General features: G+C 63.8%; 13 protein-coding genes and 1 pseudogene. 6 read left to right on the top strand and 8 right to left on the bottom strand.

The window, feature by feature from the left end; all coding sequences use genetic code 11:
- Nucleotide 1 precedes the first annotated feature (1 nt).
- The 3 genes from JQS30_RS00585 to JQS30_RS00575 form a co-directional block, all read right to left on the bottom strand.
- Nucleotides 2-325, bottom strand: a complete 324-nt coding sequence (locus JQS30_RS00585) for a hypothetical protein (protein ID WP_213171483.1) — start codon at nucleotides 323-325, stop codon at nucleotides 2-4.
- 129 nt (nucleotides 326-454) lie between these two features.
- A complete protein-coding gene (locus JQS30_RS00580) occupies nucleotides 455-667 on the bottom strand; it encodes a hypothetical protein (protein WP_213171482.1) in 213 nt (70 codons plus the stop codon).
- A gap of 92 nt (nucleotides 668-759) precedes the next feature.
- Nucleotides 760-1,017 (bottom strand): hypothetical protein, encoded by a 258-nt coding sequence (locus JQS30_RS00575; RefSeq protein WP_213171481.1) that lies wholly within the window; start codon nucleotides 1,015-1,017, stop codon nucleotides 760-762.
- 279 nt (nucleotides 1,018-1,296) lie between these two features.
- On the opposite strand from JQS30_RS00575, the gene JQS30_RS00570 reads away from it, so the two are divergent.
- Nucleotides 1,297-3,348: a helicase-associated domain-containing protein gene (locus tag JQS30_RS00570; protein WP_213171480.1), complete on the top strand. Its 2,052-nt coding sequence runs from the start codon at nucleotides 1,297-1,299 to the stop codon at nucleotides 3,346-3,348.
- 72 nt (nucleotides 3,349-3,420) lie between these two features.
- On the opposite strand, the gene JQS30_RS17470 is transcribed toward JQS30_RS00570, so the two are convergent.
- From JQS30_RS17470 to mqnB, 3 genes are all read right to left on the bottom strand, one after another.
- A complete protein-coding gene (locus JQS30_RS17470; RefSeq protein WP_213171479.1) occupies nucleotides 3,421-3,816 on the bottom strand; it encodes a cold-shock protein in 396 nt (131 codons plus the stop codon).
- A 130-nt stretch (nucleotides 3,817-3,946) separates the two neighbouring features.
- Nucleotides 3,947-4,771, bottom strand: a complete 825-nt coding sequence (locus JQS30_RS00560) for a 1,4-dihydroxy-6-naphtoate synthase (RefSeq protein ID WP_246497979.1) — start codon at nucleotides 4,769-4,771, stop codon at nucleotides 3,947-3,949.
- A complete protein-coding gene (gene mqnB, locus JQS30_RS00555; RefSeq protein ID WP_213171478.1) occupies nucleotides 4,761-5,396 on the bottom strand; it encodes a futalosine hydrolase in 636 nt (211 codons plus the stop codon). The genes JQS30_RS00560 and mqnB overlap by 11 nt, the downstream gene beginning before the upstream one ends.
- 169 nt (nucleotides 5,397-5,565) lie before the next feature.
- Between mqnB and JQS30_RS00550 the strand changes: the two genes are divergently transcribed.
- Nucleotides 5,566-6,294 (top strand): DUF3027 domain-containing protein, encoded by a 729-nt coding sequence (locus tag JQS30_RS00550; protein ID WP_343076237.1) that lies wholly within the window; start codon nucleotides 5,566-5,568, stop codon nucleotides 6,292-6,294.
- Nucleotides 6,295-6,545: 251 nt separating this feature from the next.
- On the opposite strand, the gene JQS30_RS00545 is transcribed toward JQS30_RS00550, so the two are convergent.
- Nucleotides 6,546-6,908 (bottom strand): DUF2530 domain-containing protein, encoded by a 363-nt coding sequence (locus JQS30_RS00545; protein ID WP_213171476.1) that lies wholly within the window; start codon nucleotides 6,906-6,908, stop codon nucleotides 6,546-6,548.
- A 213-nt stretch (nucleotides 6,909-7,121) separates the two neighbouring features.
- On the opposite strand from JQS30_RS00545, the gene sepH reads away from it, so the two are divergent.
- From sepH to erm, 4 genes and pseudogenes are all read left to right on the top strand, one after another.
- Nucleotides 7,122-8,252: a septation protein SepH gene (sepH, locus tag JQS30_RS00540; RefSeq protein WP_213171475.1), complete on the top strand. Its 1,131-nt coding sequence runs from the start codon at nucleotides 7,122-7,124 to the stop codon at nucleotides 8,250-8,252.
- 645 nt (nucleotides 8,253-8,897) lie between these two features.
- Nucleotides 8,898-10,394 (top strand): MFS transporter, encoded by a 1,497-nt coding sequence (locus tag JQS30_RS00535; protein ID WP_213171474.1) that lies wholly within the window; start codon nucleotides 8,898-8,900, stop codon nucleotides 10,392-10,394.
- Nucleotides 10,395-11,020: 626 nt separating this feature from the next.
- Nucleotides 11,021-11,872: an RNA 2',3'-cyclic phosphodiesterase gene (gene thpR, locus JQS30_RS00530; protein ID WP_213171473.1), complete on the top strand. Its 852-nt coding sequence runs from the start codon at nucleotides 11,021-11,023 to the stop codon at nucleotides 11,870-11,872.
- Between the two features lie 221 nt (nucleotides 11,873-12,093).
- Nucleotides 12,094-12,873, top strand: a pseudogene (gene erm / locus JQS30_RS00525) (23S ribosomal RNA methyltransferase Erm); the annotation flags it as partial.
- A gap of 616 nt (nucleotides 12,874-13,489) precedes the next feature.
- On the opposite strand, the gene JQS30_RS00520 reads toward erm, so the two are convergent.
- The gene (locus JQS30_RS00520) at nucleotides 13,490-14,440 is read right to left on the bottom strand and encodes a chaplin family protein (protein WP_213171471.1); all 951 of its coding nucleotides are present in this window, start codon (nucleotides 14,438-14,440) and stop codon (nucleotides 13,490-13,492) included.
- Between the last annotated feature and the right edge of the window lie 498 nt (nucleotides 14,441-14,938).

Below are 14,938 nucleotides of genomic sequence, written 5' to 3'. Positions count from 1 at the left end.
TCTAGCCGCGAACAGCTCGAATGGGTTCTCCCGGACCAGTCTCCCCCAGTTCCGGATACCGTTGCTGGCTATCGCGTTCGGCCTGTTCAGGTGGCTGAGTGAGGGTGAAGGTTTCGCCGTCGAAGTGTCCGGTCAACACGAAATTGCCCCACCGCACTCCGCTTGCCTCCTCATGGGCCACCGACTCCCACGACCAGCCCTCGATGTCGTAGCCACCGCCCAAAGGTGGGTACGACATGGCGATGACTCCGCACAGCTGCGGCCCATGTTCGGCGTTTTCCAACACGGTCCCCAGGGCCCGGTACAACTCATTCGAGGCGTTCATGAGTTCGACTCTATCGGCAGCCCACCGCATGAGTCCACCATCACAACCCAGGCACGACAAAAAGTCGCACCGGCGGACCGGGCGACTTTTCTGCGCGATATGACGACAGTGTCAGTGCCGCAAGGGCACTTAGTGGCGCTCCTCGTCGAGGATGCGCGGGCCGACCTTCTTCGAGTGCTCCCAGCGCACCTTAGACACCTGCATCGGGAACTTCACGTTCTCCCCGAACGGGGAGGACCCGCCGATGTGAGCGGAGGTGAATTCACCGACCGGAAGGTGCCCGTCGGGAACGACCTTGACTTTGGAGTCGTTCTTGACCTGGGTCAGATCTTTTTTCGCCATGGCAGAAATTCTAGCCAGAGCCAGGCCGGTCGCATAGAGGCGTGACGGTGTATCCACTCACACGACGGCAAGCGGTAGGTCTAGGCGGCGTCTCAGCGCCGTTCGCGGCGGGTCTGTTCTTGCCGGTCCATCTCCTCATATTCGGCTAGGCGACGTTCCTCGTCTAGAATGCGCGGCGGTTGCGGCGCGGAGTAGTCCCACTTCAACTTGTCGATCCCCATGGGCAGGTCGCTGGCGTCGTCACCAAACGGTGGCTGATTCCCCGCGTACATCCCGGCCCATTCGCTCACCGGTAGGTGTCCGGGCTCGACTTGCTGCGCCCGGGACGTACCGTCCTTTTTCTTTGTCATGTTTCACATTTTGACAGCGAATCGACCCTCACGCATACAAACCTCAAGGTAACGCCGTGGATGGGTCCCACTGGGCAGGAGGCCCGAAACCCAAGCGGGCCCTCCCGCGCGGAGCCACCGTGATCTCACGTCACTGTCTGGCTACTTCATCAGCCGCCACCATTTCCGCACACAGCTCCTCCCACCTGCAAAAATAACGCAGCGAGTCGCGGTTCGACGCTTGAGTGATCAGCCTTGCGAAGGACCCGATTCGGATCTTGGGCGGGTACCGTTATACAGATGCGACCAACCCCTGCATCCAGTCTGCGCGACGAGTTGTCCCGTCGAGACGACCGCGCGCTGGCCACCCTTCTGGCACTGCGTCCGGACCTGGCGTATCCCCCGCCGCGCGACTTGGCGGCCCTCGCGGCTCGCGCCACCACGACCGCCTCTCTACGAAAGGCCGTCGACAACCTCAACGAAGCCCAACTTCGCCTCTTGGAGGCCCTGACACTGGCCACCCCCGCCGGTGCCACCCCCACCCTGAGTTCAATCAAGTCGATGGGCCTGGACCCACACGAGTGGACACAGCCGCTGGCGCAACTACGGCACCAAGCGCTGTTGTGGGGCCCGGAGGAAGACCTGCGCCTTCCCTCCGACCTGCCATCGGTACTGGGGCCCTACCCGGCCGGGCTCGGTCGCCCCGCCGCGCAACTGGATGACGACGCCGCCGCGCTAGCGGCGGTGGGCGCGCGGCTGCGGCGCACCGTCCTGGAAGCGCCCACCGCCGCCCAACAAATGCTGGAACGGCTGGCCTCGGGCCCGCCGGTGGGTCAGGTCAGTGACGCCTTCAGCCCTGAGGAGAACTCGGCGGCGGCGTTTCTGCTCGACCATCACCTCGTGGTTCCCATCGGGCCGACGACGGTCGAGCTGCCGCGCGAAATGGGTGTGTTGTTGCGACGCGAAGCGGGCCCCTTGGGCCGCTCGCGACCGCAGCCCCCGCAGCTAGACGAGTTGCCCGCGAATCTCACCTCTGGTCCCGGTAGTGTCGCCACCCAGGCCGACAACGTCCTCACCCAAGTTGAGGACCTGCTCAATATGCTGGCCGAGACTCCGGCCAAGCCACTACGGACCGGCGGGGTCGGCACCACGGTGCTGCGAAGGCTCGCCACCAGCCTGGGGCGCTCGCCCAAGGAGATCGCGAGTCTATTGGAGACGACCTACAGCGCCGGGTTGCTCGGTTTGAGTGACGACGGTTTCCTGCCGTCGCGCAACTTCGATTCCTGGCGGGCCCTGCCGCGCGCCCAACGCTGGACCCGCTTGGCACAAGCATGGTTGCTGACCACCCGCGATCTGTCGCGTCTGGAGGAGGACACCAACACCGCGGCCCGTCCGGCTGTGCTGGGAAACGGATTGGAACGTACGAACTTGCCGTGGGTGCGCAGCCAGGTATTGCACTGGCTGATCGACTCCTGCGGCACCAGCGAGGACATCTGCGATCTGGCGCGGTGGCTGTGGCCGCGTAAGAATCTGGCCGAATGTGTGGCCACGACGATCGCCGAAGCGCAACAATGGGGGCTGCTGGTCATCGCCTCGGTGAAGCCGGGTCCGCCGTTGACCCTGACCTCCTACGCTGCGCAGCTACTGGCCGACCTGGAACGCAATGTGGACGACGACCCGCTCGGGTTTGAGCGTGATGACACCGCCGAGACGGTGTTGAGCATCCATTTGCCGGAGACGACCGATCAGATCGTGGTCCAGTCCGACCTTTCGATCATGGTCACAGGCACTCCTTCGGCGTCACTGTTCACCGAGTTGGAGCTGTTGGCCGACCGAGACCCAAAGGGCGCGAACGTGACCGTCTGGCGGCTCAACGAAGCGAGCATTCGCCGCGCCTTGGACTCGGGCTACGACATCGACGAGGTCGAAAAACGCCTCGTCGAACGCTCGGACAAGCCGCTGCCGCAACCGGTGCGGTATCTGCTGACCGGGGTCGCGAAGCAGCACGGTGGCACCCGGGTTGGGGTCGCCTCTACTTACATTCGCAGCGATTCACCTGAGGAACTGGCCCAGATCCTGGCCGATTCACGCCTGAGCGACCTGAAACTGCGCCAGTTGGCGCCGACGGTTCTCGTCACAGCGACCGCCCGGCGCACGCTCATGGAGCGGCTTCGGGCCACCGGCCGGTCCCCGGTGGCCGAGGACGCGGCCGGGGAGGTACTGGTGGATCGACGGCAGGCCCGGCGAGCCGAGCACCCCGAAATCCCCGACACCGTGCAGCGTAAGCAGACCACGACGCCCGCAGCGCTGCTAGCTATCGCCGAAGACGCCCGCGCCGGGGAGAACACCTGAGGGCGGACATACCCGGCGACAATGCACACCAGCTAGGGGCCGATGACTCACCTGGGCACTAGCTGGCTCGTCTCAACCCTCCAGCTCGTCGGCGACGGCCCGCATGACCTCGGAGACTCTCGATGCGATCTTGCGGTCGGGTCGACGGCCGCGCGATAGCGGCGGCAAGATCTGCGACTCAATCACCTGCAATGCGTCCTGAAGCAGGCTGGCCAGTTCTTCGGGCGACCGTTCGCTCTTTTTCTCAGGGGCGGCTGCCTTGGCCGGAGGCGACAGGATCTCCACCGACATGGCTTGCACTCCACGCCGGGTATCGATCACTCCATACTCGACTTTCTGCCCGGCGACCAGTTCGGTCACGCCTTCGGGCAAATTGTCGCGGTGCACAAAGACGTCCTTTCCCTCCTCGCGGGAGAGAAATCCGAAGCCCTTGTCGCTGTCAAACCACTTGACTCGACCTGTTGGCACTACACACCCTTTCGTATCCGGGCCGGGTGAGACGCTAGCGCCTCATTGCCCGACCATATTGGACGACCGGGACCGTCCCGCCTGAGGATAGACGCTACTGGCGACCAATGCCCCGCGGTGGGCCCGAGCATTAATCGAACCAGGATTTCCCGCCTGGCACCAGCCCAATTTTCTCGGCGCGTCCCAGCAGCGTCTCTACTGCGGCGCGTCCCTGTTCCCCCAAGTCGTAGCTGAACTCGTTGACGTATAGGTCGATGTGCGCCTGGCATACCTGGGCTGACAGTTCCTGGGCATGCTCGGCCACATAGGCGCGTGATGCTTCCGGATGGGCCCACGCGTGTTTAAGGGACGATCTGATCGCTTCGGTAATCGGTTCTGGGTCCAGTTCCCGCTTGGCCACTATCGCGCCCAGGGGAATCGGTGCGCCAGTGGTCGATTCCCACCACTGGCCCAAGTCCTCCAGGCAGCTCAAACCCAGCGACTCATAGGTGAAGCGGGCCTCGTGAATAACCAGACCCGCATCATATGTGCCGTTGAGTACTTGCGGCATGATCTGGTCGAACGACACCACCTCAACGTGTTGGGGAGAAATCCCCTCGGCCCACAGGCGAAACAGCAAATAGGCGGTCGAGCGCTGCGAGGGCACGGCGATGCGTGCCCCATTGAGGTCCTCACGTCGCCGCAGCGACTTCGTCACCACCAGTGGTCCACAGCCGCGACCCAACGCCCCTCCGGTGGGTAGCAGCTGCCAATCCTGGGCCAAGTACGGCAGCGCGGCGAAGGACACTTTTGCCACGTCGAATTCTCCGCGTTGGCAAGCGGTGTTGGTGATGTCAATGTCGGCAAACGTCAGGCGCACCGGTGGCGCGGCCTCGAGCAGCCCCTGGGTCCAAGCGTGGTAGATAAAGGTGTCGTTGGGGCACGGGGAGTGCGCCAAGTGCAGTTCAGTGGGCATCGGCGACCTCCGGGTAGGTTTGGAAGGCTTTGGTCAGGCTGGCGAAGGCTGCCTCCCAATCCCATCCGGCCACGTCACGGTCGCCCACCAGGTTGGAGACGGTGCGAACTTCGGCGAACGGCAGGCCGACCGCGTCGGCCGCCTGCGCGACGCCGAATCCTTCCATCGCCTCGCCCAGCGCGTCGGGATAGCGATCGGCCAGGCTCGCGGCCAGTTCGGGCGAGCCGGTGATGGCCGCGAGGGTAAGGAACTGGCCTCTGCGGCCTTCCAGGGCCTTGGTCAGTTCGCCAGAGCAGGTGAGGCGGTTGGTGCCAAACCCCAGCTCGTCCAGTGGCTGATGCCGATCTGGCAGGGTCACGCCCAATTCGGCGGCGACGCAGGCGGTGGCGATCATGACATCGCCGATGTGGGCTCGACCCGCGAACGCTCCGGCGACGCCCGCGTTGATGACGGCTCGAAAGGGCCGCTGCGCGGCTTCGGCCAGCGCGATCGCTCGCGCGGTCGCGGCGGCGGCGGCGGTGGGGCCCACGCCCCCGGCGATGACGGTGGGGCCAGGGCGGCTGGCAAAGGCGGTGCGCACTGCCTGGGCTTCGGCCTCCACAGCGGTGACTATCAACAGCGACATAGCTCAATTGTCCACGTGAGCTGCCCCATATTGGTCGCCGGTGGGCATGGGGCCGACGGCACGGCGATGATTCCTGACCTATGCTGGGAACGTGCCACAGAGCTCTTCGACTGAGACCACTGACGACGCCGCCGTTGCCGCTAGTAAGCGCAAGGGGGCGAAACCGCGCCTGGACAAGATTTGTGCCGAGGCGACTGATTTGGCGCGTGAGGCCATTGCCGACGTCGCCGAAGGAGTGGGCGAATATCTGTGCGCGGAGCCAGAGGCTGAGCGCACAGTGACGCATTTCTTTGAGTGCACGCTGCCCGGTTATCGCGGTTGGCGTTGGGCCGTGGTGGTGACGCGCGTCTCGCGTGCTCGGACGGCGACCGTGTGCGAGTCGGCGCTGTTGCCAGGACCGGACGCTTTGCGCGCTCCGGCGTGGGTTCCGTGGTCGGAGCGAGTTGAGGCCGGGGATGTCGGCGTGGGTGAGATCCTGCCGACCGAAGAGGACGACGATCGTCTGATGCCCGCCTACCAGTATTCGGAAGACGACGCGGTGGAAGAGGTCGCCTACGAGCTGGGGGTTGGCCGCAAGCGGGTGCTCAACCGGGAGGGCCGCCAGGAGGCGGCGCAGCGCTGGTATGAGGGTCCGGGTGGGCCGAAGTCGGACGCGGCGAAGTCGGCTCCGGACGCGGCGCGCTGTGGGACGTGTGGTTTTTATCTTCCGCTGGCCGGTTCGATGCGGCAGGTATTCGGTGTGTGCGCGAATTCCTTTGCCAGTGACGACGGCCGGGCGGTTTCGGCGGATCACGGTTGTGGGGCGCATTCGGAAATCTCGGACTTTATCCAGATTGACGAGTCCAATATAGACCGCACGGGTGTGGTCTATGACGATGAAAGCCCCGATCAGCTCTAAGCGCTAGCCGCATCCTACGCAATTGAGTGCTCTTTACAGGAGCGTTCGCTGTGCCCTCGATGGTTGTGTTTAGGGGCTGATGCAACCCCGCCGCAGGCGAGGTTTGCGTTGAGGCCTATGCAAAAGGCACTTTTCAGCGTTCTCGTCGGCTCGTTTACCTGCGTAGACTTCGCCTCCTGCGGCCTTGAATTTGCACTTTTGCATAAGCCTCGTTGTTTAACAAGTCGCCGAAGTCTTCTTTATTTCAGCCGCTATTCGCTGTCGTCGGGATGTTCCCGTAGCGCTCCGTTGGCGCGGACTCCTCGCCGGTCATGCACGACCATGACCACCGTGCCGATGATCCCGATCACTATCCCCAATTGCGCGCACGTCAACAGCCATCCCACATCGGCGGCTTTCAAGTCCTCGTGGAAAAACGTCAAGACAGCGGCGGCGACGGCCCATATCATCGTTCCAGCTACCCCGATGGGGGTCATTCTCATGCGCCGCGGCTGGGGGGCGGGCTGATCGGGGTACCGCTGTAGCCAGGCCAGAGCCGAAGGGAAAGCCGAGGCTTCACCGGAGGTTTCGGGCTCGGAGGAACTGGCCTCACCAGCAGAATGATTGGGCGACACGCGCGCTAATGTACTCCACAATCCCACCCACAGCAAGAGATGGCCTAACTAAGTCCACGCGAACCCTCCCGGCAGTGGTCGATTACCGGTACGGTTGAACAGAATCGCGCAACCACAGCGCATTAGACTGACAAACACGCATTAGATCTGAGCATTTCCCACAAAGCTGCAGAACTGAAACGCGCCACTGAGATAGGGCAAGGGGTGAAGGGGATGAGGCCAGTACGGTTCGTCGCCCTCTCTGAGGACGGCCAAGCCTTGGTGCTAGCAGACGAGCTCGGCCGCCTGCTCGCACTGCCACTTGACGAGCGCATCTCTAGCGCCGTCGACGACAAGCTGGGCTCAGGCACCAGCGCGTCATCCTCGCCGACAAAAGCCGACCAAGCAGGCGGCACCAGCGCTGGCGAGGGATCTAGCGCCAAACCGATCTCCCTGTCTCCGCGCGATATCCAGACGCGCATCCGCACTGGCGAATCCGCCGAGGACATCGCCCGCTCCGCAGGAGTCCAGGTCGATCGGGTCCTGCGTTACGCCGGACCCGTGCTGCAAGAACGCGCGATGCTCGCCCAAGCGGCCAGGCGCGCCCGCCTTGCCACGTCGGAACGCGGCGAACGCATGTCCACTATCGTCGACGCGAAGCTAGGAACCCATGGAGTCGACCCCGAGTCGGTGTCGTGGGACGCGTGGCGACTCGAAGACGGTTCCTGGCGAATCCAGGCTTCGTGGGCCAGTGGCAAATCCACGGCCATGGCTCGCTGGCAACTGGACCGTTCTCGGCAGAGCGTTTCGCCCGATGACGAGATGGCACAGTTCCTGTCGACTCCGGCCCCACAGGCCAATGAGGACGATAGCGATTCGGTGAGCGTCGATCGGCTCGATACCGGCCGCACGAGCGCCCCGCGAGCACGCACTCGACCCACTTCGTCTCCGGCACGTCCCTCGCGGGATCCGCTCCACGGAGTCACCGGCGGATCGGATTCGACCGCGGATGCCGAGGGCGATCCGCTGCGTCGAGACCGCCTGCGTGAGGTGTTGGAGCGTCCGCTCGACGACGGTGGCCGCGCCGAAAAGAAGACGGCTCCGCTGGGCCTTCCCGGTACCTCGGTTCCCGAGCCAAAGGACACGCCTGAAGTTCCCTCGCTGGCGGTGCTACGGCCAGCCAGCCGCGTGGGTTCATCCGAACCGCACACCGACGAACAGCCGGACATGGACGACGGGCTGCCACTTGCGGCTTCCGGCGCGGCCTCTGGTGCGCGCTCGGCGTCGTCATCGAGGCCCCGCAATCGTCTCCCTGCTTGGGATGATGTGCTGTTTGGCTCCGCGACCAGCTCGCGTTCGGAATAATAGGACCATGCCCGTCGCTTTTGGCGATGGGATCGAGAACCGCTTAGGTGAGACGACCGGCCAGGTGCCGCCTTGCCCGAGCGGTTTTTTCGAGCCCAGGGTAGGCGCTTCCTTGCTTCGGTTTCTGAGTACGGACCGCCTCGGCACTGCTGCGCGTGGGATATGGCTCGGTGCCCTTGCGGTATAGGCTCGTCCTCAATCTGGGGCTGTCAACTGCTGCTTGGCCGATTAGCACTCGCCGCTGGCTACGCCCTGGACTCACCTTCACGAGTGAAGATTCCGGCGCCTGCGGTTAGCCCTTTCATGGCTAGCTGCGCAAACACTGCCACCATAGTGATGGCCATTCCAATAGTTGAGACGAAAAGTGTGGCGGACGTCAAAACCAGTTGCTTACCGGTCGGCTAGTAGGTATGTTAGTTACTAGCCGACCGGCTAGTCGACTGTTTCAACATCGACACCCAGCCCCTCGGCACCGATAGACCACACGCAGGACCACGCCATTTTCGCCCCTGAGGCCCGCGCCCGCTTGCCATTGGCAGCGGACGGCAGGGCCTTTACTGCGGCGCGATGACGAACAGGAGGCCCGCCGCAACAGCGGCAGACCATCACCGAGCAGCCACCACCACAAGGAGTGCCCCAGCACCAATGTCACCCATACTGAGCCACCACTTCAAAGACACCTTCCGAGCCCTCCAGGTGCGCAACTACCGGGTCTACATCTCCGGCCAAGTCGTAGCCACCATCGGATTCTGGCTGCAAATGACCGCAACCAGCTGGCTCGTCCTTGAACTCACCGGTGACTCAGGAACGGCACTCGGCACCGCGATGGCCCTGCAATTTGGCCCCTTCCTCGTCCTCTCCCTCCTCGGCGGACGACTCGCAGACCGCTTCGACAAACGCAAAGTCCTCCTCCTGGGCGGCGTCTGCAACGTCCTCATGACCAGCGTCCTTGCCATCACCGTCCTCAACGGCAACGCCGAGCTCTGGCACGTCTACCTCTTCATGCTCTGCTTTGGCACCACCAGTGCCCTCGAAGGGCCCTCCAGGCAAGCCTTCGCCGCCGAACTGGTCGACTCCGAAACCCTCCCCAACGCGCTGGCGCTCAACTCCGCGACCTTCAACATCGGCCGCATCACCGGTCCCGCAGTCGCTGGCCTGCTCATCGCCCTGACCAACACCGGTGTCGTTCTCGCGCTCAATGCCGCCGCCTGGCTGGTTCCCATCGCCGTCATGGTCACCTTGCTGGGCCGCCCGCTCCATGTGGCACCCCGCAGCCGCGAAGAGCGCAAGGAAAACGCCGGAATCGTCGATGCGCTTCGCTACCTGCGCACCCGCCCCGACCTAACCCTCGTCCTAGTGGTGATGCTGTTCGTCGGCGGTTTCGCCTTCAACTTCCCCGTCACGCTCTCGCTCTTGGCCAAGACCGAATTCCATTCCGGAGCCGATACCTTCGGGCTGCTCATCACCAGCCTGTCGGTGGGCGCGCTAGCCGGGGCGCTCGCCAGCGGCAAACGCCACACCAGGCCAGGCATCTATACCGTCCTCGGCGCTTGCCTCGCCCTTGGCATCGGCACAACCGCCGTCGGATTCGCCCCGACGTTCATCATCGCCATGATGCTCCTCGTACCGACCGGTTTCGCGATGGTGTTCGCGGGTCAATCGGCCAACCAGCGAGTGCAAATGGGCGTCGCCGACCGCTACCGGGGCCGGATCATGGCCCTTTACATGCTGGTCTTCATCGGCTCAACACCGTTGTGCGCGCCGATTGTCGGCTGGATTAGCGAAATGTACGGAGCCCGCGCCGGATTGTGGCTGGGCGGAATCGTCACCCTGTTGACGGCCTTCGCCGCCTACATCGCCAAGGCGCGGCGGAAGTCGACCCTGGCCCGCCGCGCTACGCCAATGACCGAAGCCTCTGGCATCGCTCAGGCACAACACCAGCCGGTGGCGATCAACCCGCCCGAGGATGTCACCGCACAACCGGGCTCACAAGAAGATGTGGCCGAGGAGTTGTCCAAGGTGGACAACCGCACCCGAGCCCAGGGCTGGGACGCCGCCGAACCCAACGAGTTCGACGAGCGCGACCAGTTCCAACCACAACGCTCCGATTCCGAAAAGAGGTCTCACACAGCACCGGTGTAGCCGCTTACCGGCTCCACCAGACCACAACAGGCCAGCTTCGCCAGAAGCGGCCCACACAGACTGTGCTCACAGTGCGGCTCTCAGCCGCACCTGCCCGGTTGGGATTCGGGTGCTGTTCCCAACCGGGCATTAACGTTCCCCTTAGGAAAACTTCGGATTCGCTCACGGCCACTCGTAGCCCGGGAAAAGCCCTAGCGCACCCGCATGTCAGCTAGTAGCGTGGACGGTTCAGAGCAGCACGGTCATCGACACCTGGCATCGGCGCGCACCGCCCAACCCCAGCAGGAAGGCACGCCTTCGCACCTGTGACCGGTCGGCTCTGGACCTACGGCTCACGCGGATACAACGGCGTTTCGCTCCTAGCCGCGGAGGACGCCAGCCTCCATACCCGTGGTCGGCCCGACGCGATTGGTTCGCACAGCACCCCAAGCACCTGTGGAACCCGCGGCATATGGCCGAGCCCGGGCTAGCATCCGTCGGCGGGAGCCAGCGGGTACCGCCGCGATTCTCACCCAGGCTCGCCGCGCATTGGCAAGCCAGACACGTCGCCAAGCCCCGAAAGCCGTCGCCGCCGCCCATGAACAGGGACAATCGGACCTGACACCAGACACTCCGTGAGAGGCCCGGTGAGCACCATCCGCACCGCCCAACCCAAGAATTCGCCCTCGACCTCGGGGCCCACCGCCAATGGGCTCCCACCGGCGGCTGCGTCGACACCCCCGTCGCCCCAACCGCAACCGCACGCAAACCGGACCGAGCCCACGGAGAAACTGCGCCTCTTCGTAGCCATCCCGGTTCCCGCCGATGTCGCCTCAGACTTGCAATCTGTCGTGGCTGACCTGCATATCGCCAAGCATCAACGCACCACCGGATTCGACACCAACGACGCCGATATCAACACGGCGAGCTCCCGCAACCGCCCAGCCACACGCGCGAAACCAAGCCACCATACGCCCAGCTCACCATCCCAAAAATCGATGCGCGGCCGCGCATCCGGCCGCTCCTCGCGCATGGTCAGTCACGACCGGTGGCATCTGACAATCGCATTCTTGGGAAAAGTGGCCCCACCGGCGATTCCGGCAGTCACCGACGCCATACGACGGGCCGCCCAGCGATCCCACCCGATCGAACTGGCAATCGCAGGCGGTGGCCGGTTCGGGCGCGGCCGCTACTCGGTGGTTTGGGCGGGCATCGACGGAGATGTGGACGCTCTGGTCGAACTCGCACTCGACGTACGTTCCGAACTGACCGCTTCAGGGCTGACGCCCGATAGCAAACAATTTCGCCCCCACATCACTCTTGCCCGGCCCGGAGACCGCATCACCAACCAGCAGGCCTCACAAGACCTACTCACGTTGCGGCGCTACCACGGCCCCACCTGGGTAGCCAACCAGCTGGTCCTGTTCGACTCCAACTATGGACACCAGCCAAAGGGCGAAGCCCCGGCCTACCGCCCCATCGACGTCGTCGGGTTGTAGCGACAGAGACCTGCCAACTCCTCAAAATTCGGTTGAACCGTGACCGGGTCGATGAGTAACGTCTAGGCCATGGGAATTATGAACTCGAACTTGATTCGCATCCGCTGCGCTTAGCGGCGGGCGATGCATCCTTAACGCTCGACTCCGCCGCATTTCGGCCCATTGCCGGTGCGGAAGTTCATTCTGCCCGGCTCCCGACAAGCTTTGCGGAGCCCATTCCCATGCCTTCTTCTCTACCCGGCCGCCACGAACTAGGCCAAAATTTCCTCATCGACCCGCAAGCGGTCAAAACGATCCTCACATCGGTCGCGGCCACTGATGGCCCCATCATCGAAATCGGTCCCGGCGGCGGTGCTCTCACCTTCGGACTGGAGCGCCTCAACCGCCACATCACCGCCGTCGAAATCGACCCACACTATGCTCGACGGCTCCGCGCACGGGTCGCGGACAACACCAACATCCTCACCGGGGACTTCCTTTCCTATCGGTTGCCCCCATTCCCACACGTGATCGTTGGCAACCTGCCATTTCACCAGACCACAGCAATCCTCCGGCGCCTACTCAACGCACCGGACTGGACAGACGCGGTCCTGGTGGCACAGTGGGAAGTCGCACGCCGCCGAGCCGGAGTCGGTGGCGCCACCATGATGACCGCGCAATGGTGGCCCTGGTTCGACTTCGAACTCATCACTCGCCTACCGGCCCGATCATTCCGGCCGATGCCCAATGTCGATGGAGGGCTCTTCACCATGTCGCGGCGCGAGACGCCACTGTTGTGCCGTTCCCGCCGTCAGCAATACCACGCTTTTGTGCGAAGAATTTTCACCGGGCGCGGCCTGGGACTACCGCAGATTGTGTCGCACGCTAACAGAACCGGTAAACGCACAAGCCCCTCGACTAGGGAAGTGTCCCGCTGGATGGCGCACGCTGGGGTTAGGCAACGAACGCTCCCCAAAGACCTAACCGCCCACCAGTGGGTGGAGTTGTTCCAGCTTTGCGGCGAGTCCGGGCCCACCCCGACCAGCTCCACCACGTCCACACCCAACCGACACCGGAAGGCTCAAACGCAAAGCCGCACCGAACGCGAACCCGAAGATAGGAAAACCGGACGACCCCGAACCAGCCACACATCACGCCCCCGAAAAGCACGAGGCAAGCCCGGTCGGTAAACCTCGCGACTCATACGCCGGGCTGTGCGCAACATAGACGCCCCCAGCCACATCTAGCCTCGCCCACATACAGTGCGCTCATTGAGCACCTGATCGTACTGAATACCGAAGCCGGGCAACAAAAGTGGCCGAGTTTCAACTCATGAAGAGTTGAAACTCGGCCACTTCACTTTCATCGTCGCCTCAGCTCAAAGTCCTTGACGTCGTCTTCACTGAGCGGCGATACACGTATTCCACCCGGGGCACCGCGCTGGCACTAGAGACACCTCCGAGACCCATTTCTTGGCCCAAGCTGTCAGCAGCACCGGCGGCCACGTGACTTCACAGTCGCGGTGGCTCAGCTCGAAGAGTCGAGCCACCGCGCCATGTCACGACTAGCAGTCGCTGGTTGGCTAAGTGCCACAAGCGAACCGCAGCGCCCACGCATGCGTATTACGAGGGTTAGGGACTAAACGCCCTGAACCAGGTTGGCGGGAACAACCGGCTGCTGAGGGCCGGTACCCAGGAGACCGTCAACGATGTCGGCACCAGGAACGGTGCTGGTCAGGTCGCCCACGAGCGGAAGGCTTTCTTCCACGACGTCAGACTGCTCGGCCCAGGCGTGGGTGTCCCACTTGCCGCCCTTGTCCCAGTCACCCTTGCCGCCATCTTCTTCCGGCGGGTTGATGACAGCGCTGGAGCCACCCTCGCAGGAGGCGTTCGCGGCGCCGAGCACGGCGATCGCGTTGCCACACACGTTGATCGGAACCTGGATGGGAGCGAACAGCTGGTTGCCGTTGCCCAGGCCCACGTTGTCGTGGCTGTGCAGGTCGGCGGAACCGTTGTAGGTGGCGTCAGCGCCACCCTCACAGCTGGCGTTCGCCGCTCCACCAGCGGCCACGGCGTTGCCGCAGGCGTTGATCGGAATCTGAACGGGAACCTCGGCCTGGTTACCGGAGAGCGCACCCACGTTGTCGTGCGTGTGCAGGGACTCCTCGACGTGACCGGACTCTTCGATCACGGCGCTGGAGCCACCGGTCGAGTAGGCGTTGGCAGCACCACCGGCGGCGCCAGCGTTTCCGCTGATGTCGACCGGAGCCTGCACAGGCAGGTAAACCTGGTTGCCGTTCAAGAGGCCCACGTTGTCGTGGCTGTGGAGGTCGGCGCCACCGGTCTCAGCGTTGTTGGTGGCGCTAGCGCCACCGACACAGCCAGCGTTGGCGGCACCCAGGATAGCCAGAGCGTTACCACAGATGTTGATCGGAGCCTGGATAGGCGCGATCACCTGGTTGCCGTTACCGGCTCCGACGTTGTCGTGCGAGACGGCGTCAGCGTGAGCGGCTCCAGTGCCGGCCACGAGCAGCGCACCAGCAGCGAGAGCGCTGGTCTGTCCGGCCCGGCGTGCCCAATTGTTGTTCACGAAGTGTCACCTTTCAGGGAAGGATAGTTATTGCTAGTTCCGTGTCCCCCGTGTACTTTCAGCCGAGGCTGTTCTCTGCGGCGACCAGCGAGTCGATTAGGCGAGTAATCGTCTCTGGGCTCCAGGTGGATGCTGGAGCGACTGCTGTCCGGTCGAGAGCGCAGTTTCGGTGAAAGAAACTTTTCGGGATGGCTGACTGAGGTTCGGCGATCAACGGCGACATATGTTCCGTGGTCTCACGATGGGTTACGGTGCGTCCGAGCTTTGTCGATGGGCCCCACCTGGGGTGGGACTGGCGCACAGTCGGAGGTCAACTCGTAGGCCGAGCGTTGCGTGATCCGCACCGGGTGCGGACTCACACGTTCTCTTCCCGTCGCTTCCAATTTCTCGTTCTGACGGTGCTTCAGATTCGTGCTCCGGGGCCCGGCTGGAAAACCGAGCCCTGCGGTAGCTCCGAAGAGCTGTCAACCAACACGGGCGGGCTTTCAGACCGGAAGT

It is taken from the genome of Natronoglycomyces albus (assembly GCF_016925535.1).
Lineage (GTDB): Bacteria > Actinomycetota > Actinomycetes > Mycobacteriales > Micromonosporaceae > Natronoglycomyces > Natronoglycomyces albus.
Note: the sequence above shows the minus strand (reverse complement) of the source record. Positions and strands in the feature narration are given on the sequence as shown.